General features: G+C 63.3%; 24 protein-coding genes. 5 read left to right on the top strand and 19 right to left on the bottom strand.

The annotated features are described in order from the left end of the window. Positions 1-42: 42 nt before the first annotated feature. Complete coding sequence (locus tag M5C01_RS26730; RefSeq protein WP_103495240.1) at positions 43-408, top strand: PsiF family protein; 366 nt, start codon at positions 43-45, stop codon at positions 406-408. A gap of 201 nt (positions 409-609) precedes the next feature. Next, positions 610-1,620, top strand: coding sequence for a hypothetical protein (locus M5C01_RS26735; RefSeq protein WP_152741556.1), 1,011 nt, complete (start codon positions 610-612; stop codon positions 1,618-1,620). Between the two features lie 152 nt (positions 1,621-1,772). On the opposite strand, the gene M5C01_RS26740 is transcribed toward M5C01_RS26735, so the two are convergent. Continuing rightward, positions 1,773-3,038 (bottom strand): Hsp70 family protein, encoded by a 1,266-nt coding sequence (locus M5C01_RS26740; RefSeq protein ID WP_152741557.1) that lies wholly within the window; start codon positions 3,036-3,038, stop codon positions 1,773-1,775. 309 nt (positions 3,039-3,347) lie between these two features. Between M5C01_RS26740 and M5C01_RS26745 the strand changes: the two genes are divergently transcribed. Further along, positions 3,348-4,298, top strand: a complete 951-nt coding sequence (locus M5C01_RS26745; protein WP_103495237.1) for a DnaJ C-terminal domain-containing protein — start codon at positions 3,348-3,350, stop codon at positions 4,296-4,298. Between the two features lie 2 nt (positions 4,299-4,300). Further along, positions 4,301-4,606: a chaperone modulator CbpM gene (locus M5C01_RS26750; protein WP_152741558.1), complete on the top strand. Its 306-nt coding sequence runs from the start codon at positions 4,301-4,303 to the stop codon at positions 4,604-4,606. A gap of 15 nt (positions 4,607-4,621) precedes the next feature. On the opposite strand, the gene M5C01_RS26755 is transcribed toward M5C01_RS26750, so the two are convergent. Continuing rightward, the gene (locus tag M5C01_RS26755) at positions 4,622-5,761 is read right to left on the bottom strand and encodes a HAMP domain-containing sensor histidine kinase (protein ID WP_152741559.1); all 1,140 of its coding nucleotides are present in this window, start codon (positions 5,759-5,761) and stop codon (positions 4,622-4,624) included. A gap of 198 nt (positions 5,762-5,959) precedes the next feature. Here M5C01_RS26755 and M5C01_RS26760 point away from each other — a divergent pair, with 198 nt between their 5' ends. Then, complete coding sequence (locus M5C01_RS26760) at positions 5,960-6,214, top strand: hypothetical protein (protein ID WP_152741560.1); 255 nt, start codon at positions 5,960-5,962, stop codon at positions 6,212-6,214. A 29-nt stretch (positions 6,215-6,243) separates the two neighbouring features. Here the strand turns inward: M5C01_RS26760 and ureC are convergent, their stop codons facing one another. The 17 genes from ureC to M5C01_RS26845 all read right to left on the bottom strand — a co-directional run bounded on the left by ureC (position 6,244) and on the right by M5C01_RS26845 (position 25,519). Further along, positions 6,244-7,944 carry an urease subunit alpha gene (gene ureC / locus M5C01_RS26765; RefSeq protein ID WP_152741561.1) on the bottom strand — a complete coding sequence of 567 codons (1,701 nt, stop codon included), beginning with the start codon at positions 7,942-7,944 and terminating at the stop codon, positions 6,244-6,246. 153 nt (positions 7,945-8,097) lie between these two features. Further along, positions 8,098-8,406, bottom strand: coding sequence for an urease subunit beta (locus tag M5C01_RS26770; protein WP_100944249.1), 309 nt, complete (start codon positions 8,404-8,406; stop codon positions 8,098-8,100). Then, positions 8,403-8,936 (bottom strand): GNAT family N-acetyltransferase, encoded by a 534-nt coding sequence (locus M5C01_RS26775; RefSeq protein WP_103495232.1) that lies wholly within the window; start codon positions 8,934-8,936, stop codon positions 8,403-8,405. Before M5C01_RS26775 ends, M5C01_RS26770 begins: the two co-directional genes overlap by 4 nt. A 5-nt stretch (positions 8,937-8,941) precedes the next feature. Further along, complete coding sequence (locus tag M5C01_RS26780) at positions 8,942-9,475, bottom strand: GNAT family N-acetyltransferase (protein WP_152741562.1); 534 nt, start codon at positions 9,473-9,475, stop codon at positions 8,942-8,944. An 8-nt stretch (positions 9,476-9,483) separates the two neighbouring features. Continuing rightward, a complete protein-coding gene (gene ureA, locus M5C01_RS26785) occupies positions 9,484-9,786 on the bottom strand; it encodes an urease subunit gamma (protein ID WP_103495230.1) in 303 nt (100 codons plus the stop codon). A 43-nt stretch (positions 9,787-9,829) separates the two neighbouring features. Beyond that, positions 9,830-10,669 (bottom strand): urease accessory protein UreD, encoded by an 840-nt coding sequence (locus tag M5C01_RS26790; RefSeq protein WP_152741563.1) that lies wholly within the window; start codon positions 10,667-10,669, stop codon positions 9,830-9,832. A 30-nt stretch (positions 10,670-10,699) separates the two neighbouring features. Next, on the bottom strand, positions 10,700-11,398 hold the full coding sequence (gene urtE / locus M5C01_RS26795) for an urea ABC transporter ATP-binding subunit UrtE (RefSeq protein WP_103495228.1): 699 nt from the start codon (positions 11,396-11,398) through the stop codon (positions 10,700-10,702). A gap of 28 nt (positions 11,399-11,426) precedes the next feature. Next, positions 11,427-12,287 (bottom strand): urea ABC transporter ATP-binding protein UrtD, encoded by an 861-nt coding sequence (gene urtD / locus M5C01_RS26800; RefSeq protein ID WP_103495227.1) that lies wholly within the window; start codon positions 12,285-12,287, stop codon positions 11,427-11,429. Next, a complete protein-coding gene (urtC, locus tag M5C01_RS26805; RefSeq protein WP_152741564.1) occupies positions 12,284-13,363 on the bottom strand; it encodes an urea ABC transporter permease subunit UrtC in 1,080 nt (359 codons plus the stop codon). Before urtC ends, urtD begins: the two co-directional genes overlap by 4 nt. Next, entirely contained in the window at positions 13,363-14,865 is a 1,503-nt protein-coding gene (gene urtB, locus M5C01_RS26810) for an urea ABC transporter permease subunit UrtB (protein ID WP_152741565.1), read from the bottom strand. The genes urtC and urtB overlap by 1 nt, the downstream gene beginning before the upstream one ends. A 159-nt stretch (positions 14,866-15,024) precedes the next feature. Beyond that, positions 15,025-16,290 (bottom strand): urea ABC transporter substrate-binding protein, encoded by a 1,266-nt coding sequence (gene urtA / locus M5C01_RS26815; RefSeq protein WP_152741566.1) that lies wholly within the window; start codon positions 16,288-16,290, stop codon positions 15,025-15,027. 312 nt (positions 16,291-16,602) lie between these two features. After that, positions 16,603-17,613 (bottom strand): iron ABC transporter permease, encoded by a 1,011-nt coding sequence (locus M5C01_RS26820; RefSeq protein ID WP_152741568.1) that lies wholly within the window; start codon positions 17,611-17,613, stop codon positions 16,603-16,605. Next, positions 17,610-18,560 carry an ABC transporter substrate-binding protein gene (locus M5C01_RS26825; protein ID WP_152741570.1) on the bottom strand — a complete coding sequence of 317 codons (951 nt, stop codon included), beginning with the start codon at positions 18,558-18,560 and terminating at the stop codon, positions 17,610-17,612. Before M5C01_RS26825 ends, M5C01_RS26820 begins: the two co-directional genes overlap by 4 nt. Beyond that, a complete protein-coding gene (locus M5C01_RS26830) occupies positions 18,557-19,345 on the bottom strand; it encodes an ABC transporter ATP-binding protein (RefSeq protein WP_152741571.1) in 789 nt (262 codons plus the stop codon). The genes M5C01_RS26825 and M5C01_RS26830 overlap by 4 nt, the downstream gene beginning before the upstream one ends. Positions 19,346-19,646: 301 nt before the next feature. Next, positions 19,647-21,773, bottom strand: a complete 2,127-nt coding sequence (locus tag M5C01_RS26835) for a TonB-dependent receptor (protein ID WP_152741572.1) — start codon at positions 21,771-21,773, stop codon at positions 19,647-19,649. A gap of 153 nt (positions 21,774-21,926) precedes the next feature. Continuing rightward, positions 21,927-23,309, bottom strand: a complete 1,383-nt coding sequence (locus M5C01_RS26840) for a PepSY domain-containing protein (protein ID WP_152741573.1) — start codon at positions 23,307-23,309, stop codon at positions 21,927-21,929. An 89-nt stretch (positions 23,310-23,398) separates the two neighbouring features. Further along, a complete protein-coding gene (locus M5C01_RS26845; RefSeq protein ID WP_152741574.1) occupies positions 23,399-25,519 on the bottom strand; it encodes a TonB-dependent copper receptor in 2,121 nt (706 codons plus the stop codon). Positions 25,520-25,572: the final 53 nt, after the last annotated feature.

Raw genomic sequence — 25,572 nt, forward strand, 5'->3', positions numbered from 1 at the left:
AGCATGCCGTGCCCTTCGGTACGGTAACAAGGAGAACACTCCATGAAGATGCTTCGTATCCCATTGTTGTTGATCGGCTTGTTACTTTGCTCGCAGGGGTTTGCGGCGACGGCTCAGCAAAGCAAGATGAGCACTTGCAACGCGGACGCCAAGGCCCAGAATCTTGCGGGTGACGCGCGCAAGGCCTTTATGAGTAATTGCCTGAAAGCCGCGCCTGCCGCCACTCCCGCGGTTACCCCTGCCGCCACACCGGCCATGCCCGCGAGCAAGGCGGCGACCACGGCGGCACCGGCCAAGGTGCTGACCCCACAGCAGCAGAAAATGAAGGACTGCAACGCCAACCGGCCCCAGGGGCTCAAGGGCGATGCGTACAAGACCTACATCAGCAATTGCCTGAAGAAGAAGTAGTTTTGACGCTCTACCGGAGCAGGGCTTGCTCGTGATCCGGGCAAGCCCTGCTGCCGCGAAATTTCATGATGCTGCGTCGCCTGCCTGTCACAACTCTTCATTAAGATGCCAGGCCACCGTCCTTCTGGCGCCTGCCGCTGGTCCTCCCAAGAGAAGGCTGGCAGACTGCCTGTCTTTTAGCGCCGTTCTTTTTGAGGCTGTATGTCAGCGTTTTCCCAGCGTTACGTAGTCCTGGCCAGTTTGATCCTTGTTTTCGGTGGGTTGTTGCTGGCATTGCCGTTGCGGCTGTTGCCCAGTCTGTTGGCCGGTTTGTTGGTCTTCGAGTTGGTCAATATGCTCACGCCCAAGCTTGAGCACCTGATTGCCGGACGGCGTGCGCGCTGGCTGGCGGTGGCGTTGCTGGGCACCTTGATCGTCAGTGTGCTGAGCCTGATCTTTGCCGGGGCCATCAGTTTTCTGCTGCACGAAGCGGAAAACCCCGGCGCATCCCTCGGCAAATTCATGGTGGTGGTGGACAAGGCGCGCGGGCAGTTGCCGCCGTTTATCGACGCCTACCTGCCGGCCAGTGCGGCGGAGTTCCAGGTCGCTATCGGCGAGTGGCTGACCAAGCACCTGAGCGAGTTGCAGCTGGTGGGCAAGGACGCGGCGCATATGTTCGTGACCCTGCTGATCGGCATGGTGCTGGGGGCGATCGTGGCCTTGCAGCATGCCTCCGACATCAGCCTGCGCAAGCCCCTGGCGGCGGCGCTGTTCGACCGCCTGCGGCTGCTGGTACAGGCGTTCCGCAATATCGTCTTCGCGCAGATCAAGATCTCGGCGCTGAACACCGCGTTCACCGCGATCTTCCTGGCGGTGATCCTGCCGCTGTGCGGGATCAAGCTGCCGCTGACCAAGACCCTGATCGTGCTGACCTTCCTGCTCGGGCTGTTGCCGGTGATCGGCAACCTGATGTCCAACACCCTGATCACCATCGTCGGCCTGTCGCTGTCGATCTGGGTCGCGGCGGCGGCGTTGGGCTACCTGATGTTTATCCACAAGCTGGAGTACTTCCTCAACGCGCGGATCGTCGGTGGGCAGATCAGTGCCAAGTCCTGGGAGTTGCTTATGGCGATGCTGGTGTTCGAGGCCGCCTTCGGCCTGCCGGGCGTGGTGGCGGGGCCGATCTATTATGCGTACATCAAGAGCGAGCTGAAGCTGGCCGAGTTGGTCTGAGGTTGGCGTATCGCAGCCAGGTATCGTGTGGCCATAAAACCTTGTCGGAGCTGGCTTGTCGGGGCGCCGCATCGCAGCGATGAGACCCGTGAGCCTTGCGGCGGCCGTTTGGACGCCATCGCCGGCAAGCCGGGCTCCCACAAGGAATGGTGTCAGCCGTAGCGCTTCTTCGCTTCGATCGCCAGACCGCTACCAATGCTGCCGAAGATATTGCCTTCCACATGGCGGGCATTGGGCAGCATCGCCGAGACGCTCTGGCGCAGTGCCGGAATGGCGCTGGAGCCGCCGGTGAAGAACACCGTGTCGACCTGCGCGACACCCACCCCGGCATCGCCGAGCAACTGGGTGACGCTGGTGCGGATGCGCTCCAGCAGGTTGTCGATGGCCGACTCGAACAGGGCCCGGCTCAACTCCACGCTCAAGCCCGGCTCGATGCGATCCAGCGGCACATGGCGCAGTGGGGCATGGGTCAGCTCGATCTTGGTTTCTTCGATTTCCATCGCCAGCCAGTGGCCGGCACGCTGTTCGATCAGCTTGAACAGGCGATCGATGCCGCCGGTGTCCTCGATGTCGTAGCGCATGCTGCCCAGGGCCAGCTGGGTTTTCTGCGAGTACACCGAGTTGATGGTGTGCCAGGTCGCCAGGTTCATGTGATGGCTGGTAGGCATATAGGCGCCGCTCTTCATCCGGCTGCCGTAGCCGAACAGCGGCATCACGCCTTGCAAACTCAGCTGCTTGTCGAAGTCGGTCCCGCCGATGTGCACGCCGCCGGTGGCGAGGATATCGTCGTGACGGTTGTCCAGGTTCCGGCGCTCCGGCGACAGGCGCACCAGGGAAAAGTCCGAGGTACCACCGCCGATGTCGACGATCAGCACCAACTCTTCACGGTCCAGGGTCGACTCGTAGTCGAAGGCCGCGGCGATCGGTTCGTACTGGAAGGACACTTCCTTGAAACCGAGCTTCTTCGCTACTTCCGCCAGGGTGTCTTCGGCTTCCTGGTCGGCGGCCGGGTCTTCGTCGACGAAGAACACCGGGCGGCCCAGTACCACTTGCTCGAACTCACGTCCGGCAGTGGTTTCGGCGCGTTGCTTCAACTGGCCGATAAACAGCCCCAGCAGGTCCTTGAATGGCATCGCCGTGCCGAGCACGCTGGTGTCGTGCTTGATCAGCTTGGAGCCCAGCAGGCTCTTGAGCGAGCGCATCAGCCGGCCTTCGTAGCCTTCCAGGTACTCATGCAGGGCCAGCCGGCCATAGACCGGACGGCGCTCCTCGAAATTGAAGAAGAGCACCGACGGCAGGGTGATCTTGTCGTCTTCCAGCGCGATCAGCGTTTCCATGCCGGGACGTATCCAGCCGACGGTGGAGTTGGAGGTGCCGAAGTCGATACCGCAGGCACGGGCTGGAGAGGCGTTGTTCATGGTGTTCGGGTTCCGGTTGCAAAACGGCCGCGCAGTGTATGCCAGTCGCGCACGGATTCGAAGGCCGGTGATCCGTTAAATAGCGGTTCTTGTAACGGCTTGGACTTGAAAGGTGGGCAATCGTCCCCAAACTTGCACTCATTGGTTCTGCCTGTTGCCGTCGATGACAAGAAATTCCGGCAACGGCCGATAAACTTCTGCAGCGCCCCTGAGTCACAGCCTTGAGATCGGTCAATCTTTGTCGCGCCGATGCGCGCATGCTGTGTCTTGCCGAGCGGCGCGATATCGATAACGGATGGTGATCCTTAGATGGACTTCAAAGACTATTACAAGATCCTGGGTGTGGAGCCGACGGCGGACGACAAGACCATCAAGGCCGCGTACCGCAAGCTGGCGCGCAAGTATCACCCGGATGTCAGCAAGGAAAAGGACGCCGAAGCGAAGTTCAAGGACGCGTCGGAAGCCTATGAAGCGCTGAAAAGCGCCGACAAGCGCGCCGAATACGACGACTTGCGCAAATACGGCCAGCACGGCCAGCCGTTTCAGGGCCCGCCGGGTTGGCAGGGCCGTGGCGGTTTCGGTGGTGGCGGCGCGGACACAGGCGACTTCTCGGACTTCTTCAGTTCGATCTTCGGCTCGCGCGGCAACGGTTTTGGCGGTGGACAACCGGGCCGCAGCGCCGGCCGGCGAGGGCAGGACGTGGAGCTGGAACTACCGATTTTCCTGGAGGAAAGCCTCTCGAACGAGTCGAAGAAGGTCAGCTTCCAGATTCCGCAGCACAATGCCGCCGGGCAGCATGTCAGCAACACCAGCAAGAGCCTGAACGTGAAGATTCCGGCCGGTGTCACCGACGGCGAGCGTATCCGCCTCAAGGGCCAGGGCGCGCCGGGTGTCGGCGGTGGGGCAAATGGCGACCTGTACCTGACGATTCGTTTTGCACCTCACCCCAAATTCGATGTCGAAGGAGAGAACCTGATCATCACCCTGCCGCTGGCGCCCTGGGAATTGGCGTTGGGCGCGGAGATCGCGGTGCCGACCCTGACCGGCAAGATCAACCTCAAGGTCCCGGCGGGCAGCCAGAACGGCCAGCGCATGCGGGCCAAGGGCCACGGCCTGTTGAACAAGGCCGGGCAGCGCGGTTATCTGTTCGTGCAGCTCAAGGCGGTGATGCCACGGCAGAACGACGATGCCGTCAAGGCGTTGTGGCAGGAACTGGCGAAAAAGGCCGCCTTCGACCCGAGAGAGCAATGGAGTAGCTAATCATGAGCAGCCCCTTGAACGTTCAACTGGATATGCAGGCTTTTTGTGAGGTGACCCAATTGCCGGTTGCCTACGTGATCGAAATCGTCGAACACGGCATTCTTGAACCTCAGGGGCGCTCGCCCGAGGCCTGGCGTTTTGGCGATGAAGCGCCGGGTATTGCCCGCCGCGCGGTGAAGCTGCACCGGGAGCTGGAACTGGAGTGGGAAGGCGTCGCCCTGGCGCTGGACCTGCTGGCAGAAGTGCAGCTGCTGCGGGCGGAGAACCAGATGCTGCGCCAGCGCCTGGGGCGTTTTGTGCACGAGTGAATACAGGCCTGGGCCCTAGGCCCGAGAGATTCTGGGCAGGACCACGCTAAAACGTGTGCCGTCCTCGGCGCTGGAACTGACCTCTATCGTGCCCTGATGGGCCGTCACCACTTCCTTGGCGATATACAGCCCCAACCCCAGGCTGGTGGCGGTACCCGGTTGGCCGATCTCTTCATCAGCGCCGCGCACCAACGGATCGAAGATTGTCGCCAGGGCGTCCTGCGGGATCGGCGTGCCGAAGTTGTGCATGGTCAGGCGGACGCTGTCCGTCGTGCCGTCCAGGGTCAGGGTCAGCGGTCGATGACTGGCTCCATGTTGCAAGGCATTGCCGATCAGGTTCTGCAGCAACTGCTCGATGCGCCCGCGATCCCACACCCCATGCACATCGCCTTCCACCTTCAACTGTGGCATGCAATCCTGCTGCCCGGCCCAGGCTTCATTGATCACGGCCTTCGCCGCGCTGCTCAGGTCCATCGGTGCCGGGTCGATGGGCAGGCTCTTGCCCAGGCGGCTGCGGACAAACTCCAGCAAGTCGCTGATCATGCTGCCCATATGCCGGGTGCCGCGCTTGATGCTGGCGACATACACCAGTCCGTCGGCATCCAGGCGGTTCTTGCGTACCAGCATTTCGATGGACATGCTCACAGCCTGCAAGGGCGCCCGCAGGTCATGACCGAGAATGGCGAGGAAAATATCCCGGGAGCGGTTGACCTGTTCGGCGTAGGCGGCGGTGGATTCGGTCAGGGCTTCGTCGATGGCTTCGTTGAAGCGGACCATGTCCTGGAAGTGGCCCAGCTCCGGCGTGGCCAGGCTGGCGACCCAGCGCCGAATCACGCAGGCGCGCAGATGGCGGAATTCCGAAGTCATCTGCATCAGGTCGAAACCGGCGGTGTGGCGCAGTTCACCGTGGCTGGCGGCGGCGCTGTCCAGACCGGGGCTGTTGTCCGGACTGTCGCCCTTGGACTTGGCGGTCTGTTCGCTGGCGCTCTGGCTGGTTTCCATATCCCGGGCGGCGGCCAGCAGGATCGATTTGGCGTGGTCGCGCAAGGCGACCCGGCCCATGGCATCCGCCGCCGGAGTCAGGGTTTTGGCGAACTGTTCCCACTCATCGACGATGCTGTCGACCTGCTGCACGATAAAGGTTGATAGGTGCATGCTTGTTGCCTCGAAGGGAGGATCGCTCTTTATGAGGGCTAGCTTAGCGCTTTTCAGTCCCTTTTGAGGGGTGGGTTTCAGGTGGCCTGACTCATCTATACCTGTCATTTCTGACAGTAGACGCTACCTCCCGGCAGGCTTAGTGTGAATTCGTGTTGTATTCACTCAAAGCAGTACCTCTTCAAAGGAGCGACTGTCATGAACAAAGCAGATCTGTTGAGCAACACCGAAAGCCAGATCAACCAGGCGGCACTGAGCATTGCCGACGGGAAAAAGGATATGGCCAACGACAATGCCGTCGGCAAATTATTGTTCCTGTGTGCCTTGCATCGTGTGCTGGACGGCAAGCCCCATCCGGGTGACCTCGGGATGATGGATGGGATCAATGACTGCCTGCAGCAGTTGGGGCTGGTCGATACGTCGAAAACCTTCTTTGCCGCCATCCAACCCTGACGGCCAAGCCATCCATGGCTGGCCTGGGCTCAGAAGAGGAAGTAGCGCTGCGCCATCGGCAGCACGTCCGCCGGTTCGCACCATAGCAGTACGCCATCGGCCTTGACCTGGTAGGTCTGCGGGTCGACGTCGATCTGCGGCAGGTAGTCGTTGTGGATCAGGTCGGTTTTCTGCACATCGCGGCAGCCTTTGACCACCGCAATCTTTTTCTTCAAGCCCAGGCTCTGGGGAATCCCCGCGGCCTGCGCCGCCTGGCTGATAAAGGTCAGGCTGGTGGCGTGCAATGAGCCGCCGTAGCTGGCGAACATCGGCCGGTAGTGCACCGGCTGCGGCGTCGGGATCGAGGCATTGGCGTCGCCCATCAGGCTGGCGGCAATCGCCCCGCCCTTGAGGATCAGCGTCGGTTTCACACCGAAGAACGCCGGGCGCCAGAGCACCAGGTCGGCCCATTTGCCCACTTCGATCGAGCCCACTTCATGGCTGATGCCGTGGGTGATCGCCGGGTTGATGGTGTATTTGGCGATGTAGCGCTTGACCCGGAAGTTGCTGTTGCCGTCACCGTCGCCCGGCAGCGGGCCGCGTTGTTTCTTCATCTTGTCGGCGGTCTGCCAGGTGCGGGTGATGACTTCACCGACGCGGCCCATGGCCTGGCTGTCGGAGCTGATCATCGAGAACGCGCCGAGGTCGTGGAGGATGTCTTCGGCGGCGATGGTTTCCCGGCGGATGCGGCTCTCGGCAAAGGCCACGTCCTCGGCGATGCTCGGGTCGAGGTGATGGCAGACCATCAGCATGTCCAGATGTTCGTCGATGGTGTTGCGAGTGAACGGCCGGGTCGGATTGGTCGAGCTGGGCAGCACATTGGGGAAACCGCAGGCCTTGATGATGTCCGGCGCATGGCCGCCGCCCGCGCCTTCGGTGTGATAGGTGTGGATGGTACGGCCCTTGAACGCGCCGAGGGTGGTTTCGACAAAACCGGATTCGTTGAGGGTGTCGGTGTGGATCGCCACCTGCACGTCGTACTGGTCGGCCACGCTCAGGCAGTTGTCGATGGCCGCCGGCGTGGTGCCCCAGTCTTCGTGGAGCTTGAGGCCGATGGCGCCGGCCTCGACCTGCTCGATCAGCGGCTGTGGCAGGCTGGCGTTGCCCTTGCCGGTGAAGCCGATGTTCATCGGGAAGGCATCGGCGGCCTGGAGCATGCGCGCCAGGTGCCAGGGCCCGGAGGTGCAGGTGGTGGCGTTGGTGCCGGTGGCCGGCCCCGTGCCGCCGCCGATCATGGTGGTGACGCCGCTCATCAGCGCTTCTTCGATCTGCTGCGGGCAGATGAAGTGGATATGGGTGTCGATGCCGCCGGCGGTGAGGATCATGCCTTCGCCAGCGATGACTTCGGTGCTGGCGCCGATGGCGATGGTCACGTCGGGCTGGATGTCCGGATTGCCGGCCTTGCCGATGGCGGCGATGCGCCCGTCCTTGAGGCCGACGTCGGCCTTGACGATGCCCCAGTGGTCGATGATCAGGGCATTGGTGATCAGGGTGTCGACGACTTCGGCGGCCAACAGCTGGCCTTGGCCCATACCATCGCGGATCACCTTGCCGCCGCCGAATTTCACTTCTTCACCGTAGGTGGTGAAGTCCTTTTCCACTTCGATCCACAGTTCGGTGTCGGCCAGGCGCACCTTGTCGCCGACGGTGGGGCCGAACATGTCGGCGTAGGCTTGTCTGGAAATCTTCATGCTGATTCCTTGGTGCAATGGAAAGAGACCGTGATGCTCTCTTCGCGGGCAAGCTCCGCTCCCACACTGTCCGTGTTGAACCCTGGACTCGGGTACGACACAAAACCTGTGGGAGCGGAGCTTGCCCGCGAAGGCGTCAGTACTGGCAACCCATCAATCCAGGTCGCCCATCACCCGCCCGGCAAACCCGAACACCCGCCGCAACCCGGCCAACTCCACCAATTCAACGTCCCGGCTCTGCCCCGGTTCGAAGCGCACGGCGGTGCCGGCGGGGATATTCAGGCGCATGCCACGGCTGGCGGCGCGATCGAAGCTCAAGGCGTCGTTGGTCTCGAAAAAGTGATAGTGCGAACCGACCTGAATCGGTCGGTCACCGCTGTTCGCCACATTCAGGCTGAGGGTGCGGCGACCGACATTGAGTTCGATGTCGCCGGGCTGGATCTGATATTCACCAGGAATCATTCGGGTTGTCCCAGGGTCTTGAAATAAATGGCGGTGGCCTTGTAGCGACCATCCGGTGTCGCGCAGTAGTTCGGCAGTTCGCCGACCCGGGTGTAGCCCAGGGCGCTGTAGAAGGCTTCGGCTTCGGAGCCGGCCTCGGTGTCGAGGTGCAGCAGGCCACGCTTGTGCTGTTTTGCCGTCTGCTCCAGAGCCTGGATCAGTTGCTGGCCGAGACCGCGATGGCGGGCCTCGCTGTACACCAGCAGCTTCTGGATTTCGGCGCGGTTCAGGCCGTTGGCCTTCTGGCACAGGCTCAGTTGCACGCTGGCCAGCACCTGTTCGTCACGCACCACCACCCAGAGCAGCAGGCTGCCGTCCTGCAGCGCGGTTTGCACCGTATCGAAGTAGTCGCGGGCCTGGCCGGCATCGAGATCGGCCATGAAACCCACACTGGCGCCGTGCCGAACGGCGTCCAGCAGCAAATCGATCAAACCCTGGCGGTAGTGCGCAAAGCTTTCGTTATTCACACGACGCAGTTGGGCGGCGTTCATGGCGGTTACTCCTGGTTGACGGCGGGCGGCAGGGCACCCGGATTCAGAGTCAGTTGCATAAAGGTCAGGTCCAGCCAGCGGCCGAACTTCACCCCCACCTGGGGCATCTGCCCGGTGATGGTGAAACCCTGGCGTTCATGCAGGCGAATGGAAGCGGCGTTACCACTTTCGATGGCGGCGACCATCACATGTTTGCCGCAGTCACGGGCGCGCTCGATCAGCACCGCCATCAGTTGCGGGCCGAGGCCATTGCCGCGCTGGTCGCTGCGCACATAGACCGAGTGTTCGACGGTGTGGCGGAAGCCCTCGAAGGGCCGCCAGTCGCCGAAGGAGGCATAGCCGAGCACGGTGTCAGCACTGTCGACGATCACCAGGATCGGGTAAGCCTGGCCTTGCCGGGTGCTGAACCAGGCCTGGCGATTGCCCAGGTCCACCGGTTGTTCGTTCCAGATCGCCGTGGTGTTGAGCACCGCGTCGTTGTAGATGTCGCGGATCGCCGGCAGGTCGGCGTGGACGGCATCGCGGATTACGTAGGACATGCTCGGCCTCAGGCGATGGGTTGGTGGACGGTGACCAGCTTGGTGCCATCGGGGAAGGTGGCCTCGACCTGGATCTCCGGGATCATTTCCGGGATGCCTTCCATCACTTGTTCGCGGTTGAGCAGGGTGGTGCCGAAGTGCATCAGCTCGGCCACGGTCCGGCCATCGCGGGCACCTTCCAGCAGAGCCGCCGAGATATAGGCCATGGCTTCCGGATAGTTGAGTTTCACCCCACGGGCCAGGCGCCGTTCGGCCACCAGACCAGCGGTAAAAATCAGCAGTTTGTCTTTTTCGCGGGGGGTCAGGTCCATGGTTCGGAGTCCGTTGGCAGGCAGTAAAAGAAGGTTGGCATATTCATGTGTTCCAGATCCTCGGCGGCACGGCCTCGCGCCCCAGCAGGGCCGGGCGCAACAGCCGCCACAGCTCGATCAGCCAGGCACGGGCATGCAGGGCCTCGCCGGCCAGGCAGCGGGCGACCAGCAGGCCGGGCAGTTGGGTGAGGTCGCCGCGCACCCGGGTCGGCACTGAACGGCAGCGTTCGAGCAGCTCGCTGTCGATCTCGCCGGTCACCAGCAGGGTGGCGAAGACCGGTTGGCCGTCGAGGCCGATGGGCGAGTCGAGCAGACCGTCGTCGCCCTGGATGCGTTGGCGTTCGTGCCAGAGCAGTTGGCCGTCGCGGCGGATATCCAGCTGTGACTGGAAATGCCCGCGATCAAAGCGTTCACCGCTGGCGGGGCGCCCGAGGGCGACCATATCCCAGTAGAGCAAGCGGGCGTCGCCTTCAAGGTCAATGCGGGTGCTCAACTCGGCCTGGGCCGCGCTGAAGACGATGGTTTCCTGGGGCAGCCATTCCAGGGTCGCGCCGGCGGCGACCTTCAGGTCCAGGGTCTGGTAGGCCGGCCCGTTGGCGCGATACCACTTCGCGGCGCCGGGGCTGGTCAGTTGCGCCCAGGCATCGGTTTCGACGCGGGCGCTGATGGCCAGCCGGTCACCGCCGGCAATCCCCCCGGGCGGGTGGACGATAATGTGCTGGCAGACTTGCGGACCTTCGGCATACAGGTGTTTCTGCACCCGCAACGGGCCCAGATGGCGCCGGGTGACCGGGCGCGTGCAATCGCCGAAGCGGGCGTAGCCGAGTTCGAGCTCGGCGTGCCAGCTGGGGGTGAACAGGGCGTGAGTGACAGTTGAATTCATGGTTTCTAATTATCGTCGTGACGCTACAGGTTAGATCGTAACCAGTCCGCGCACACCTTCGGCTTCCATATTTTCTCCGCGACCTTGCTGGACAATCTCGCCCCGGGACATCACCAGGTACTGATCGGCCAACTCGGCGGCGAAATCGTAGAACTGCTCCACCAGCAGGATCGCCATATCGCCGCGGGCGGCGAGTTTCTTGATCACCGCGCCGATCTCCTTGATCACCGAGGGCTGGATGCCTTCGGTGGGTTCGTCGAGGATCAGCAGGCGTGGGCGGCTGGCCAGTGCCCGACCGATGGCCAGCTGTTGTTGCTGGCCGCCGGAAAGGTCGCCGCCACGGCGTTGTTTCATTTGCAGCAGGACCGGGAACAGTTCGTAGATGAACGCCGGCACTTCCTTGGCTTCGGCGCCAGGGAAGCGCGAGAGGCCCATCAGCAGGTTTTCTTCCACGCTCAGGCGGCCGAAGATTTCCCGGCCCTGGGGTACGTAGGCAATGCCGGCGTGGACCCGTTGGTGCGGTTTGAGGTTGGTGATGGGTTTGCCTTCCCACTGCACCGCTCCTTCCTTGGCCGGCAGCAGGCCCATCAGGCATTTGAGCAGGGTAGTCTTGCCCACCCCGTTGCGGCCCAGCAGGCAGGTGACTTCGCCGACTTTCACGTCAAAGGACAGGCCCCGCAGGATGTGGCTGCCGCCGTAGTACTGGTGCAGTTTGTCGACTTGGAGCATGGTTGTGTTCCTGAGATGTGGGGTGCCTTCAGCGACCGAGGTAGACCTCTATCACTCGTTCGTTTTCCTGCACCTGCTCCAGCGAGCCTTCGGCCAGCACACTGCCCTGGTGCAGCACGGTGACATGGTCGGCAATCGCGCCGACAAAACCCATGTCGTGCTCCACCACCATCAGCGAATGCTTGCCGGCCAGGCTCTTGAACAGCTCGGCGGTGAACTCGGTCTCGGCATCGGTCATGCCCGCCACCGGTTCGTCGAGCAGCAACAGTTGCGGGTCCTGCACCAGCAACATGCCGATCTCCAGGAACTGCTTCTGGCCATGGGACAACAAACCGGCCGGGCGATTGACCGAGCCGGTCAGGCGAATGGTTTCCAGGACCTGGGCAATCCCGTCCTTCTGCTCACCGCTCAAACGCGCCCGCAGGCTGGCCCATACCGATTTGTCGGTCTTCTGCGCCAGCTCCAGGTTCTCGAACACCGTCAACGCCTCGAACACCGTCGGCTTCTGGAACTTGCGGCCGATCCCGGCCTGGGCGATCTGCACTTCGCTCATCGCCGACAGGTCGAGGGTTTCGCCGAACCAGGCCTTGCCATGGCTGGGGCGGGTCTTGCCGGTGATCACGTCCATCAGGGTGGTCTTGCCCGCGCCATTGGGGCCGATGATGCAGCGCAGCTCGCCGACGCCGATGTACAGGTTCAGGTTGTTCAGGGCCTTGAAGCCGTCGAAGCTGACGCTGATATCTTCCAGGGTCAGGATGGTGCCGTGGCGGGTGTCCAGGCCGTCGCCCTTGGCCTGGCCGAGACCCAGGGCGTCACGGCTGCTGCCGGCATCCTTGTTGGGCTCGAGGATCGGTTCGAGCATGAATTCGGCGGTCGCGGTGACTCTCATTGTTCGCCCCTTTTCTTCAGCAGCCCGATCACGCCCTTGGGCAGGTACAGGGTCACGACGATAAACAGAGCGCCGAGGAAGAACAGCCAGTATTCAGGGAAGGCCACGGTGAACCAGCTCTTCATACCGTTGACCATACCCGCGCCCAGAATCGGGCCGATCAGGCTGCCGCGCCCGCCGAGGGCCACCCACACGGCGGCCTCGATGGAGTTGGTCGGCGACATTTCGCTGGGGTTGATGATCCCCACCTGCGGCACATACAGCGCCCCGGCCAGGCCGCACAACACGGCGCTCAAGACCCAGACGAAGAGCTTGAAACCACGGGGATCGTAGCCACAGAACATCAATCGGTTTTCCGCATCGCGCAGTGCCGTCAGCACCCGCCCGAACTTGCTCCTGGCCAGGCGCCAGCCGCTGTAGAGGCTGGTCACCAGCAAGACCACTGTGGCAAAGAACAGCACCGCGCGGGTGCCCGGTTCGGTGATGCCGAAACCGAGGATGCTGCGGAAGTTGGTAAAGCCGTTGTTGCCGCCGAAGCCGGTTTCGTTGCGGAAGAACAGCAGCATCCCGGCGAAGGTCAGGGCCTGGGTCATGATCGAGAAGTACACGCCCTTGATCCGCGAGCGGAAGGCGAAGAAGCCGAACACCAGCGCCAGCAGCCCCGGCGCCAGCACCACCAGGCACAGGGCCCAGAGAAAGTGGCTGGTGCCGGTCCAGTACCAGGGCAGTTCGGTCCAGGACAGGAAGGTCATGAACGCCGGCAGCTCGTCGCCGGACGCCTGGCGCATCAGGTACATGCCCATGGCATAGCCGCCGAGGGCGAAGAACAGGCCGTGGCCGAGGGACAGCAGGCCGGCATAACCCCAGACCAGGTCCAGGGCCAGGGCGACGATGGCGTAGCAGAGAATCTTGCCCACCAGGGTCAGGGTGTAGGCCGAGACGTGGAGCAGGTTTTCCGGCGGCAGCAGCGACAGCAGCGGCAGGGCCAGCAGCAGCGCCAGCACGATCACGCCGACGGCAATGGTCAGGCCGGGCCCGGCTTTTTGGCTCGCGGTGAGCATCAGGGGCTGGTTCATCAGTCGATCACCCGTCCTTTCAGTGCGAAGAGTCCTTGCGGGCGTTTCTGGATAAACAGAATGATCAGCGCGAGGATCAGGATCTTGCCCAGCACCGCACCGATCTGCGGTTCGAGGATCTTGTTGGCTATGCCCAGGCCGAAGGCGGCCATGACGCTGCCGGCCAACTGGCCGACCCCGCCAAGCACCACCACCAGGAAGGAGTCGATGATGTAGCTCTGGCCCAGGTCCGGGCCGACGTTGCCGATCTGGCTCAGGGCGACGCCGCCCAAACCGGCGATCCCGGAGCCGAGGCCGAAGGCGAGCATGTCCACCCGTCCGGTGGGCACGCCGCAGCAGGCGGCCATATTTCGGTTCTGGGTGACGGCGCGGACGTTCAGGCCCAGGCGGGTTCTGTTCAGGAGCAGCCAGGTGAGGACCACCACGAACAGCGCGAAGGCGATGATCACCAGGCGGTTGTAGGGCAGGACCAGATTGGGCAGCACCTGGATGCCGCCGGAAAGCCAGGCCGGGTTGGCCACCTCGACGTTCTGCGCACCGAATACCAGGCGGACCAACTGGATCAGCATCAGGCTGATACCCCAGGTGGCGAGCAGGGTTTCCAGTGGACGCCCGTAGAGATGGCGGATGATCGTGCGTTCCAGGGCCATGCCGATCCCGGCGGTGACGAAGAACGCCACCGGCAGGGCCACCAGCGGGTAGAACTCGATGGCCTGGGGCAGGAAGCGCTGGAACAGCAACTGCACAACGTAGGTGGCGTAGGCGCCGAGCATCAGCATTTCGCCGTGGGCCATATTGATCACCCCGAGCAGGCCGAAGGTGATCGCCAGGCCGAGGGCCGCCAGCAGCAGGATCGAACCGAGGGACAGGCCGCTGAAGGCCTGGCCGAGCCATTCGCCGATCATCAGCTTGCGTTTGACTTGCGCCAGGCTGGTTTCGGCGGCGGTGTGCACGCCGGCGTCGGCTTCGACCCCGGGTTGCAGCAGGCCTTCGAGGCGGGTGCGGGCCAGCGGGTCGCCGCTCTCGCCGAGCAGGCGCACGGCGGCGAGGCGGACGGCCGGGTCGTTGTCGACCAATTGCAGATTGGCCAGGGCCAGGCTCAGGGCGGCGTGGACATCGGTGTTGGTTTCGCCGGCCAGTTGTTGGTCGAGGAATTTCAGTTGCGCCGGCTTGGCGCTTTTTTGCAGTTGCTGGGCGGCGGCCAGGCGCACCTTGGCATCGGCGGCGAGCAGTTGCTGGGCGGCGACGGCGGTGTCGATAAGGCCGCGCAGGCGGTTGTTCAGGTGCAGGGTCTTGGTTTCGCCATTGAGGGTCAACTGGCCGCTTTGCAGGGCGTCGATCAGCTCGATGCGTGCCGGTTCCGGGTGCGCGGCCCAGGTTTCCAGCAGGGCGGCCTGTTGGCTGGAGTCGGCGGCGACGAAGTCTTCGGCGTCCCCGGCGTGGGCGGCCATCGGCAACAGCAGTGCCAGGGCGAGGAGAAAGCGGTATAGGGCAGTGGGCATAGCAATGGCCTTGCATAAGACCTTGTAGGAGCCGGCTTGCCGGCGATGAGGCCCGCAAGTCTTGTATCGACCGTCCGGCCGCCATCGCCGGCAAGCCGGCTCCTACAAGGGGATTGGGTCGGCCCGCGAATACCTGCCGGGCCGACCGTCAGCGGTTACTCAGTTGCTCTTCACCGCATAATCCGGCTTCTTGTCGTTGCCCGGGATAAACGGGCTCCACGGCTGGGCACGGATCGGGCCCTTGGTCTGCCAGACCACGTTGAACTGACCGTCGGCCTGGATCTCGCCGATCATCACCGGCTTGTGCAGGTGATGGTTGGTCGGGTCCATGGTCAGGGTGTAGCCCGATGGCGCGGCGAAGGTCTGGCCGGCCAGGGCTGCACGGACCTTGTCGACATCCGTGGACTTGGCTTTTTCCGCCGCCTGGGCCCACATGTGGATGCCGACATAGGTGGCTTCCATCGGGTCGTTGGTCACGGCCTTGTCGGCGCCCGGGAGGTTTTTCTTCTTGGCGTAGGCTTTCCAGTCGGCGACGAATTTCTTGTTCACCGGGTTATCCACCGACTCGAAGTAGTTCCACGCCGCCAGGTTGCCCACCAGTGGCTTGGTGTCGATACCGCGCAGTTCTTCCTCGCCCACGGAGAAGGCTACCACCGGTACGTCGGTGGCTTTCAGGCCCTGGTTGGCCAGTTCCTTGTAGAACGGCACATTGGAGTCGCCGTTGACGGTGGAGATGACCGCAGTCTTGCCGCCGGCGGAGAACTTCTTGATGTTGGCGACGATGGTCTGGTAGTCGGCATGGCCGAACGGGGTGTAGACCTCTTCGATATCCTTGTCCGCGACCCCCTTGGAGTGCAGGAACGAGCGCAGGATCTTGTTGGTGGTGCGTGGGTAGACATAGTCGGTGCCGAGCAGGAAGAAGCGCTTGGCCGCGCCGCCGTCTTCGCTCATCAGGTATTCCACCGCCGGGATCGCCTGCTGGTTCGGCGCGGCGCCGGTGTAGAAGACGTTCGGCGACATTTCCTCGCCTTCATACTGCACCGGGTAGAACAGCAGGCCGTTGAGCTCCTCGAACACCGGCAGCACCGATTTACGTGACACCGAGGTCCAGCAACCGAACACCACGGCGACCTTGTCCTGGGTCAGCAACTGCCGGCTTTTTTCGGCGAACAGCGGCCAGTTGGACGCCGGGTCGACCACCACCGGTTCGAGCATCTTGCCGTTGACCCCGCCCTTGGCGTTGATCTCGTCGATGGTCATCAGCGCCATGTCTTTAAGCGAGGTTTCGGAGATTGCCATGGTGCCGGACAGCGAATGCAGGATGCCGACCTTGATGGTCTCGGCGGCCTGGACGGTCCAGGTCATGCCCATGGCGGCAATGGATGCCGTCAGTGTGAAAGCCTTGATCAAGCTACGACGCTTCATTGGTGCGATCTCCAGATGTTCAAAGTTTTTTTGGTTGGCAGATGCAGACACTGAAGGGGCTTTTGCAAAGGCTGTGCCCAGTCGGGGAAAGGCAGGAAACCGTCGTGTTTGAGCGGTACTGGTCTGAACAGTCGCACCAAGCGGGGGCGACATGGGCGTTGCGGTGCGCGGGGAGTGCCAGATTGGTGCTGATACCGTCTTCGCGACGGTGCGGCGATCCGGCAAGCTCTGCGCCTGCAGAGTTCGTGTCGATCAACTATTTTGTGAACGACGCGGAACCTGTAGGAGCAGAGCTTGCTCGCGAAGAGGCCCTCACCGGCGCCGCATCAACCCGATAAAAAACAACCCGCCAATGGCCGCCGTGGCCACCCCGATTGGTAAGTCTTCGGGCGCGATCAGGGTCCGCGCCGCGACATCGACCCAGACCAGGAACAGGCTTCCCAGCAGCGCCGACACCGGCAGCAGGCGCCGGTGTTCCGCGCCCACCAGGTAGCGGGCGATATGCGGCACCATCAGGCCGACAAAACCGATGGAGCCGCTGATGGAAACCAGTACGCCGGTCATCAGCGAGGCGATCAGGAACACCTTCAGACGCACATTGCGTGCACTCAGGCCGAGGGTCACGGCAGTCTGCTCGCCGGCCATCAGGGCGTTCAATGGCCGGGCCATGCTCACCAGCAGCACCAGCCCCAGCAGCACGCTCGCCGCCGGTATCGGCAGCAGCTCCCAACGCGCCAGGCCGAGGCCGCCAAGCATCCAGAACAGCACCGCGGAGCTGGCCCGATGATCGCCGAGAAACAGCAGCAGGTTGGCCAGCGCCATCATCACGAAGGACACCGCGACCCCGCACAGCAGCAGCCGGTCGCTCTCCAGCCGACCGTTGCGACTGGCGATGGCGAGCACCGCCAGCATACTGGCCAGGGCACCGATAAAGGCGGCGATGGGCAAGGTCAGCAGGCCGACGATCTCGCCCACATGCAGGACCACGATCACCGCGCCGAGAGTCGCCCCGGAGGTCACCCCGAGCAGGTGCGGGTCGGCCAGGGGATTGCGCGTGACCGCCTGCAAGACCGCGCCGATCAACGCCAGCCCGGCGCCCACCAGCACGCCGAGGAGCATGCGCGGTACGCGGATCAGCCAGACGATATGCTCCTGCCCGGCGCTCCAGTTCACCTCGCCCAGGCCCAGCGCCTTGTACGAGAGAATCCGCCACACGACATCCACCGGCACCCGCGCCGGGCCGAAGCCCAGCGAGAGGACGCAGGACAGCAGCAACAAGGCGCCGAGGGCGGCCAGCAACGAGCCATAGCGGCGATTCATCATTGCGGGTGGAAGGCCTTGGCGAGGGTTTCGATGGCCTTGACGTTATCGATGCCCGGCGTCGCCTCGACATAAGGGATGACCACGAAGCGCTTGTTGCGGATAGCGTCCACCGACTGCAGCGCCGGGTTGGTTTCCAGGAAGTGCTGCTTCTGCTCGGCGGTGACTTCGCTGTAGTCGACGATCACGATCACCTGGGGATTTTTCTCCACCACGCTTTCCCAGTTGACCCGGGTCCAGCTGGCATCGACGTCGTCGAGGACGTTGCGCCCGCCAGCGGCTTCGATCAGCGCCTGGGGCATGGCCAGGCGGCCGGAGGTCATGGCGCGGTCTTCGCCGCTGTCATAGAGGAACACTCGTGGACGGTCGGCCGGCAGGGTTTTCCGCACCGTGGCCACTCGCGCCCGCATCGCGCCGATCAGGGCATTGGCGCGGTCCTGCACGTCGAAGATCTTGCCCAGGTTGCGCAGGTCGTTGTAGGTGTCGTCGAGGCTGGCACCCGCGCGTTTCATCACGAAGGCACAGGACTCGGTCAGCTCGTAGACGTTGATGCCCAGGGGCGTCAGTGTCGCCGGGGTGAGGGCGCCGCCGACCGTCATGCCGTAGTCCCAGCCGGCGAAGAAGAAATCGACGTTGGCATTGAGCAGGGTTTCCACCGACGGGTACTTGGCCGCCAGTTCCGGCAGGCCGTCGAGGGTTTTCGCCATTTCCGGGGTGACTGATTTCCAGCCGCTGATCCCGCTATAGCCGGCCATGCGTGGCTTGAGGCCGAGGGCGAGCATCATCTGGGTCATGTTGATGTCATGGCTGACCGCGTGTTTCGGCGCCTCCTTGAAGGTCACCTCGCGGTTGCAGCTCTGGACCGTCAGCGGGTAGTGCGTCGATTCGGCCAGGGCGGCCATGGACGTGAACAGTGAACCGAGGCAGAGCGCCAGGTGCCGTAGCTTCATGGTTGGGTTATCCAGGTGATTCGCGGGTAGCCGGAGAGTGGGTGGGTATCGATCAGCGCTTCGACGCCGAAGACTTCCCGCAGCAGCTCGACGGTCAGGACCTCGGCGGGTGTGCCGCTGGCGACGATGCGCCCGTGCTGGAGCACATACAGCCGGTCGCAGAAGGCCGCGGCGAGGTTGAGGTCGTGGATGCTCGCCAGGGTGCCGATCTTCAGTTGCCTGACCAGGCGCAACAGTTCCAACTGGAAGCGCGGGTCGAGGTGGTTGGTCGGTTCGTCGAGGATCAGCAGTTGCGGTTGCTGGGCCAGGGCGCGGGCGAGGATCACGCGTTGTTTTTCACCACCGGAGAGGGTGGCGAAGGCGTGCTCTTCGAAGCCCTGCATGCCCACTGACTCAATGGATTGGCGAATCAGTTGGTGGTCGGCCTCGGTGTCGCCGTCGAAGAGTTTCTTGTGCGGGGTGCGGCCCATGGCGACCACTTCGGCAACGGTCAGGCCAAAGGCATCGGGGAATTCCTGGAGCACCACGGCGATGCGCTGGGCGCACCAGCGTGGCGATTGTTTCCAGACGTTCTGGTGTTCGAGCAGGACCTCGCCGTGTTCCGGTTGGCTGAAGCGATAGGCGCAACGCAGCAGGCTGGTCTTGCCGCTGCCATTGGGACCGATCAGGCCGACGAACTCACCGGTCGCCACCCGCAGGTTGGCATCACGCAGTTGAAACTGGTGTTGGCAGCGGTCATGGCCGGGAGGCGTCCAGGCGAGATCGGTGAGGGTCAGCGAGGTCATTCGTTACTCATTGTCTGTGTATGTACGCAGAGCTTTGTACGCTGCATTTGTGTTTGCCGCAGTATTGTAGGAGCAGGGCTTGCCCGCGAAGAGGTCCGCAAGCCTTGCACCGACCGTTCGGCCGCCATCGCCGGCAAGCCGGCTCCTACAGGGTTTGTGTCGTACGCTGCATTTGTATTTGCCGCAGTATTGTAGGAGCAGGGCTTGCCCGCGAAGAGGCCCGCAAGCCTTGCACCGACCGTTCGGCCGCCATCGCCGGCAAGCCGGCTCCTACAGGTTTGTGTTGTACTCAGTTGTGTTTTCAAAAGGTGTAGTCCGCCGTCACGAAGAACGACCGCGGTTGCCCCGGTATCCATTGCTGGCCACTATTGTATTGGCTTTGGGCGTATTGGCGGTCGAACAAATTGTTCAACTGCAGGCCCAGCGTGGTGTTGCGCAAGGCTTTCCACGAGACGTTGGCATCCACCACGGTATAGCTCGGAAGTTCCTCGGTATTGGCCAGATCCGCATAACGCGCATCCACATAACGCACCCCCGCCCCGGCGCGCACGTTATCGGTGATCGCCTTGCTCAACCAGAGGTTGGCGGTGCGACGGGGTACATCGGTAGGACGGTTGCCTTTGTAAGAGACGATCACATTATTGACCGACTGATCGAAGTCATCATATTGCGCCCTGACGATTGACGCGTTGGCCTGCAACTGCCAGTCGTGGGCCAATTTCAGGTCGAGGCTGGCTTCCAGCCCATCGGACGATTGCTGTCCGACCTGCAGCTGTTTGCTCGGGTCGTTCGGAGCACTCGGGTCGGCGGTGAGCAGCTTCTTTTTAACGATGTGGTAGGCCGCCAGGGTCCATTCGCCGCGCTGGTCCCAGAACATCTGCTTGAGGCCCACTTCGGACTGCTTGGCGCTGGACAGGCCGAATTGCTGCGCATTGGCGCCCAGGGTCACCAGGCCGCCGACGCCCTCGGTGCTGGTGGAATACTGGCCGTACAGCGAGGTGTCGTCGGTCAGCGCGAACACCAGGCCGGCCTTCCAGTTGTTGCCGGTGAGGCTCTTGTCGCTGCGGGTGTCGCTGATCAGATTGTCATTGTCGATGTGCACATAGTCACGTCGTACACCGGTCACCAGCGACCAGCGCTCACTCAACTGGGTACGGTTTTCGGCGAACAGCGAGAACTGCCGGGTGGTGGCCGAGAACTGTGGGCGGTAGGCGTCGGCACTCTCGAACTGGCCGGGTTGCGGGTTGCCCAGATCCAGTGGCGGGCTGCCGGGCAGGTCATCGAAGCCGGCGTTGCTGTCGAGCTTGAAGCGGATACGGTTGATATCCACACCGGTCAGCGTCTGGCTGTCGAGGCCGAACAGGCTGTGCTTGAAGGTGAAGGTCTGGCGGTCGCCGGTCTGTTCTTCTTCATGCTTGATGCTGATATAGCTGGCCCGCGACAGGGTTTGCGTCGTCGGGTCGAAATTGTAGTTTTCGGCGTTCTGCCAGCGACGCTGGGCCTTGAGGTAATACAGCTCGTTGCTGGAACTGACGGTATCGGAGATCTGCCAGTCGGTGCGCAGGCGCGTCCACTGGTCGTTGTAGTGCAGCTTGTCGTCGCCGACGTTGTAGTTCTTGAAGCGCAGGTTTTCCTGGTAGTGGCCGTTGATCAGCGGCACGCCGAAATAATCGGTGGGCTCCTGGTCGCCGTAGTCGCTGGAGAGGGTGAACACCAGGTCATCGTTGGCCTGCCAGCGCAAGGCGCCGCTGAAGAAGTTGCTGCTCGAATCGCCACGGTCGACCCAGCCGTTGCTGCTCAGGCGATTGAGATTGAGGCGATAGCTGAGGGTGTCCGTCAGCGAACCGCCGCTGTCCAGGGCTTCTTGCTGACTGCCGTAGGAGCCATAGCCCAGGCGCATATGGTTTTCGATCTCGCCTTCGAACGGTTTTTTCGGAAGGGTGTTGATCACCGCGCCGGTGGCCCCTTCGCCATACAGTACCGATGCCGGCCCACGCAGCACATCGACGCGCTCCACCGACCAGGTGTCCACCGGGAAGGTCACGGTGCCGGCACCAGCGTACATCCGGGTGCCGTCATACAACTGCATCACCGAGTTCTGCCCGGTAAAGCCCCGCGCCTGCAACGAAGTGCCGCCATCCCCCGGGTTGCCGGTACGGCTGATCCCGGCGCTGCGCGATGCGGCATCCTGCACACTCATATCGCCGCGCTGGCGAATCTGTTCACCGCTCAGGCTGTCGGTGCTTGCGGGGGTTTCCAGTGCCGTCAGGCCCAGACGTGAGCCGGCGGTGGTCGGGGTCTTCAGGTCGATGCGCTCGTCGTCGACGGCGGGTGCGGTAATGGTGCCGGTGGGCAGGGTCAGGGTGCCGTCGGCCTGGGCGTGGTTCAACGCCAGCAGGCAGAGGCCGGGCAAGAGGTACTTGTTCATCGGGACAGGGAGTCGCTTATCTTCAGAGGCGATACCCGCAGCCAGGGACTGCGAGTAGGGATGTTGCATATTGTTATATTATAACAATATGCAATTGCAACATATTCTCGTCAAAAGTCTACAGACTCCTCTGGAATGCGCCTCTCAACCTGTTCAGGTTGAAGATGAGGCCGATTCAGGTTGGCCCTTGAGACGCGACAGCAGCGCCCAATCCAGCAGCCAGACGAGGATCAGCGAGACCCCGACCAGGGGAAACAGGATCGCCAGGGCGAACATGATCACCAGGGCGGTTTTCCAGCGTGGCAGATCGTGGCGCAGCGGCGGTATACCGAGGCCACCTTGCGGACGACGCTTCCACCACATCACCACGCCGCTGACGGCACTGAGCAGGATCATCAGGCACACCAGCAACATGACCAGCTGGTTGATCGTCCCGAACAGTTTGCCTTCATGGAGCATCACGCCCATTTCCGTGGCCCGGGCGACATTGCCGTAGTGCTGCCAGCGCACATCGGCGAGGACCCTGCCGTTGTACTGGTCGACATGCAGGGTGGCGTCGTTGCGCGGGTCGTCGGCGAACACGGCGATGGTGAACACGCCTTCGGCGGTGGTCGGCAGGGTGATGCTGTAGCCGGGTTCGACCTGGCGCGTGGCGGCGATGTCCACCACCTGTTGCAGGCTGATGCCCGGTGCTGCCGGGCCGCTTGAGGTGGCGCCGTGGTTCATGTGTTCGGCATGGTCGCCGGACATCGGCATCGGCGTGTTTTCCAGGGCCCAGGGCACGGTCTGGCGGGTCGCGTCGTTGAGGCTGCGGGCCTCGAGGTCGGACTTGGGCATGTTGTTCCACATGGCATCGGGAAACTGGTTCCAGACCTCGGCGTACTGCTTGCCCCAGACCCCGGTCCAGGTCATGCCGCTGAGCAGCATGAACAGCAGCAGCCCGGCGCCCCAGAACCCAGTGACGGCGTGCAGGTCGCGCCAGACGATGCGTCCGCGCTGGCTCAGGCGTGGCCAGAGCACGCCGGCACTGGAACGGCCCCGTGGCCACCAGAGATAGAGGCCGGACACCACCAGCATCACGCCCCAGCCGGCGGCCAGTTCCACCAGGCGATCGCCGAGGGTGCCGATCATCAGTTCGCCGTGCAGGGCGCGGGCGACGGCTTGCAGATTGAGCTTGGCATCCTGCTCGCCGAGTATGTTGCCGCGATAGGGGTCGAGGAACACGTTGAGCTCGCGACCGTCGCGAATCAGCACGAACTGAGCGCTGCGTTCGGCGTTGATCGGCGGCAGGTACTGTTTGATCCGCACCTGTGGATAAGCCATCTCGATGCGGCGCATCTGATCGTCGGCGTTGAGGCGGTGATGACCGGCCTGGACCGTTATCAGGTCGCTGTACAACAGCGGGTCGAGTTGCGGTTTGAACAGGTAGATGATCCCGGTCAGGGCCAGCAGGACCATGAACGGCGCAACGAACAGCCCGGCATAGAAATGCCAGCGCCAGGCCAGGTTGTAGAAGGAGATTTTAGGTTGGCTCATCAGGAGCGCTCCGCAAGGTATCAGTCATTGGATATACGGCGGCAGTGCGGCGAGCGGGCTTGTCGGGACGCCGCTCGCCACAGTTACGGTTAGAAACTCATATCCACCTTGGTCCAGAACGTGCGCCCCGGTTCGTTGATGGCTTGCGGGTCATTGGCCGGGTAGCCGAACCCGGCGTTGCCCGCCAGGTTCAGGTGCTCGGCGTATGCCTTGTTGAACAGGTTGTCGACGCCGCTGCTGAGCTTCACGTGGCTGTTGATCCGATAGGCGCCGTTGAGGGAGAACACGCCGAAGCCGGCGCTTTTGGAAAAGTCCTTGCCGACCACATTGCCCTCGTTCAGATCGATGCGGTTCTGTCGCGCAACGACTCGCCACAGACCTCCGGCACTCCAGTTGTCGCGGCTGTAGGTGAGGCCCAGGCGGGTGTCCAGGGGCGGCATCTGCGGCAGTGCCTTGCCGTCGCTGGTGTTCTTGCCCCAGGCATAGGCCAGGCTGGCATCGGCTTTCCAGTTGGCCGTCAGCCGATAGGCCGCGCCGAGCTCGCCGCCCATTATCTGCGCGTCGATATTGCGCGCCTGGGAGGTCGTGCCCATCATTCCCGGCTGGTAGTTGAACAGGATAAAGTCGCGCACCTGGCCGACATAGCCCGATGCCCAGGCCTCCAGGTCCTCGGTCTTGTACTGCAGGCCGACATCCAGCTGGGTGGTCTTCTCCGGCTTGATGGCATCGAAGGCGTTGAGCGAACCACTCGGGCCCTGGTTGGGGGAGAACAGTTCCCAGTAGTCCGGGAAACGTTCGGCGTGACCGAGGCCGGCGTACAGCGTGGTCGGGCTGTCGGCCAGGTCATGCTCGTAGCGCATGAAGCCACTGGGCAGACTGTCTGCACGGGTCTGGCCGGCGGTCGGATTGGGCTGGGCGCTCATCCCGGAACCGATGCGCTGGCGAAAGTCCTTGGCCGAGGCGCGGTCCAGCCGCGCGCCGCTGATCAGGCGGTCACGCTCGGCGGCGTACCAGGTCAGTTCGCCGAAGACGCCGTAGTTGTGGAACTCGGCATCCCGGTTGCGTGGCAGGCTCTCGTAAGTGTCGATGCCCATGCTGCTGCGCTGGCGGTGTTCGTCGGTCTGCCCATCAAGGCCGCCGATCAGTTGCCAGTCGGCCCAGCGCCAGGTGGCCTTGAGTCGCGCGCCGAGGGTGCGGCGGTCGACATTGGAGGCCATGGGGCCGGCCATCATCCCGGTGCCGGAGGGCTGGCGCAGGCTGTAGTTGTCCATCACATGGTCGGCGTAGTTGTAGTAGACTTGGGCCTCGAGCTTGTCGAGCACTTCGCCGAGGTTCGACCTTTCAAAACGCAGGCCGAGGCTTTCGCGCTTGAACTGCGAACCGTCCATGCCGCGCCCGGCGTAGCGGGCTTCACCGTCGCCCTTGCCGGCGGTCAGTTCCAGCAGGGTGTCAGCATCCGGCGTCCAGCCCAGGGCGACGTCGCCGTTCCACTTGTCGTAGCGCGAGGGCACGCGGTCGCCATTGCCGTCCTTGTAGTCGCCCGCACGGGCCTGGTTGCCGATCGCCCGGACATAGCCCGACGGACCGCCAGCGGCGGCATCGACCACTTTGTCGAAACGCCCGTTGGAGCCGGCCAGCACACTGGCGTTGACCCGCGTGCCGAGTTCGCCGAAGTGCTCCGGCTCACGGTCGAAGAGGATGGTCCCGGCCGAGGCGCCGGGGCCCCAGAGCACGGTTTGCGGTCCCTTGATCACCGTCAGCTTGTCGTAGGTTTCCGGGGAAATGTAGGAGGTCGGTGCGTCCATCCGCCCCGGGCAGGCGCCGAGCATCTGGCCGCCATTGGTGAGGATATTCAGCCGCGAGCCGAACATGCCGCGCAGCACCGGGTCGCCGTTGGTGCCGCCATTGCGCACCAGGGCAAAGCCGGGGATGGTCTTGAGGTAGTCGCCGCCGTCACTGGCGGGGACCGGCTGGCGCGGGTCCTTGGGATCGGTGATCACCGTCAGCGGCGAGCTGGGGGCGATGGCGGTAATGACTGTCGGGGCGATTTCCCGGGCGGATTCCTCTGGCGCGTCGGCGGCGAAGACGGCAGGGGCGAGCAGGACGCCGCACATCAGCGCGGTGCTCTGGCGCAGGCGGGCGCGGGCCTCGTTCAGGGCGAACGGGGAAGACGCCCGGGCAGCGCGCAGGCGAGTGTTTGCAGTGGACATAAGCGTTCCATCATTCAAGCGAATACAACACGGCAGCCGCTTTGGAACTGCGG

Source organism: Pseudomonas sp. MWU12-2319 (assembly GCF_023242525.1).
GTDB classification, from domain to species: Bacteria; Pseudomonadota; Gammaproteobacteria; order Pseudomonadales; family Pseudomonadaceae; genus Aquipseudomonas; species Aquipseudomonas gingeri_D.

Excerpts from the sequence above, each read along its gene's own strand:
- M5C01_RS26775 (WP_103495232.1), bottom strand. The coding sequence starts at position 8,936 with ATGAACGCCGCCCAACTGCGTCGTGTGAATAACGAAAGCTTTGCGCAC.
- M5C01_RS26830 (WP_152741571.1), bottom strand. The coding sequence starts at position 19,345 with ATGACCTCGCTGACCCTCACCGATCTCGCCTGGACGCCTCCCGGCCAT.
- M5C01_RS26770 (WP_100944249.1), bottom strand. The coding sequence starts at position 8,406 with ATGATTCCTGGTGAATATCAGATCCAGCCCGGCGACATCGAACTCAAT.
- M5C01_RS26755 (WP_152741559.1), bottom strand. The coding sequence starts at position 5,761 with ATGCACCTATCAACCTTTATCGTGCAGCAGGTCGACAGCATCGTCGAT.
- urtB (WP_152741565.1), bottom strand. The coding sequence starts at position 14,865 with ATGCCCACTGCCCTATACCGCTTTCTCCTCGCCCTGGCACTGCTGTTG.
- M5C01_RS26835 (WP_152741572.1), bottom strand. The coding sequence starts at position 21,773 with ATGAACAAGTACCTCTTGCCCGGCCTCTGCCTGCTGGCGTTGAACCAC.
- urtA (WP_152741566.1), bottom strand. The coding sequence starts at position 16,290 with ATGAAGCGTCGTAGCTTGATCAAGGCTTTCACACTGACGGCATCCATT.
- urtD (WP_103495227.1), bottom strand. The coding sequence starts at position 12,287 with ATGAGAGTCACCGCGACCGCCGAATTCATGCTCGAACCGATCCTCGAG.
- urtC (WP_152741564.1), bottom strand. The coding sequence starts at position 13,363 with ATGAACCAGCCCCTGATGCTCACCGCGAGCCAAAAAGCCGGGCCCGGC.
- M5C01_RS26745 (WP_103495237.1), top strand. The coding sequence starts at position 3,348 with ATGGACTTCAAAGACTATTACAAGATCCTGGGTGTGGAGCCGACGGCG.
- ureC (WP_152741561.1), bottom strand. The coding sequence starts at position 7,944 with ATGAAGATTTCCAGACAAGCCTACGCCGACATGTTCGGCCCCACCGTC.
- M5C01_RS26740 (WP_152741557.1), bottom strand. The coding sequence starts at position 3,038 with ATGAACAACGCCTCTCCAGCCCGTGCCTGCGGTATCGACTTCGGCACC.
- urtE (WP_103495228.1), bottom strand. The coding sequence starts at position 11,398 with ATGCTCCAAGTCGACAAACTGCACCAGTACTACGGCGGCAGCCACATC.
- M5C01_RS26735 (WP_152741556.1), top strand. The coding sequence starts at position 610 with ATGTCAGCGTTTTCCCAGCGTTACGTAGTCCTGGCCAGTTTGATCCTT.
- M5C01_RS26825 (WP_152741570.1), bottom strand. The coding sequence starts at position 18,560 with ATGAAGCTACGGCACCTGGCGCTCTGCCTCGGTTCACTGTTCACGTCC.
- M5C01_RS26845 (WP_152741574.1), bottom strand. The coding sequence starts at position 25,519 with ATGTCCACTGCAAACACTCGCCTGCGCGCTGCCCGGGCGTCTTCCCCG.
- M5C01_RS26760 (WP_152741560.1), top strand. The coding sequence starts at position 5,960 with ATGAACAAAGCAGATCTGTTGAGCAACACCGAAAGCCAGATCAACCAG.
- M5C01_RS26820 (WP_152741568.1), bottom strand. The coding sequence starts at position 17,613 with ATGATGAATCGCCGCTATGGCTCGTTGCTGGCCGCCCTCGGCGCCTTG.
- M5C01_RS26730 (WP_103495240.1), top strand. The coding sequence starts at position 43 with ATGAAGATGCTTCGTATCCCATTGTTGTTGATCGGCTTGTTACTTTGC.
- M5C01_RS26790 (WP_152741563.1), bottom strand. The coding sequence starts at position 10,669 with ATGAATTCAACTGTCACTCACGCCCTGTTCACCCCCAGCTGGCACGCC.
- ureA (WP_103495230.1), bottom strand. The coding sequence starts at position 9,786 with ATGGACCTGACCCCCCGCGAAAAAGACAAACTGCTGATTTTTACCGCT.
- M5C01_RS26780 (WP_152741562.1), bottom strand. The coding sequence starts at position 9,475 with ATGTCCTACGTAATCCGCGATGCCGTCCACGCCGACCTGCCGGCGATC.
- M5C01_RS26750 (WP_152741558.1), top strand. The coding sequence starts at position 4,301 with ATGAGCAGCCCCTTGAACGTTCAACTGGATATGCAGGCTTTTTGTGAG.
- M5C01_RS26840 (WP_152741573.1), bottom strand. The coding sequence starts at position 23,309 with ATGAGCCAACCTAAAATCTCCTTCTACAACCTGGCCTGGCGCTGGCAT.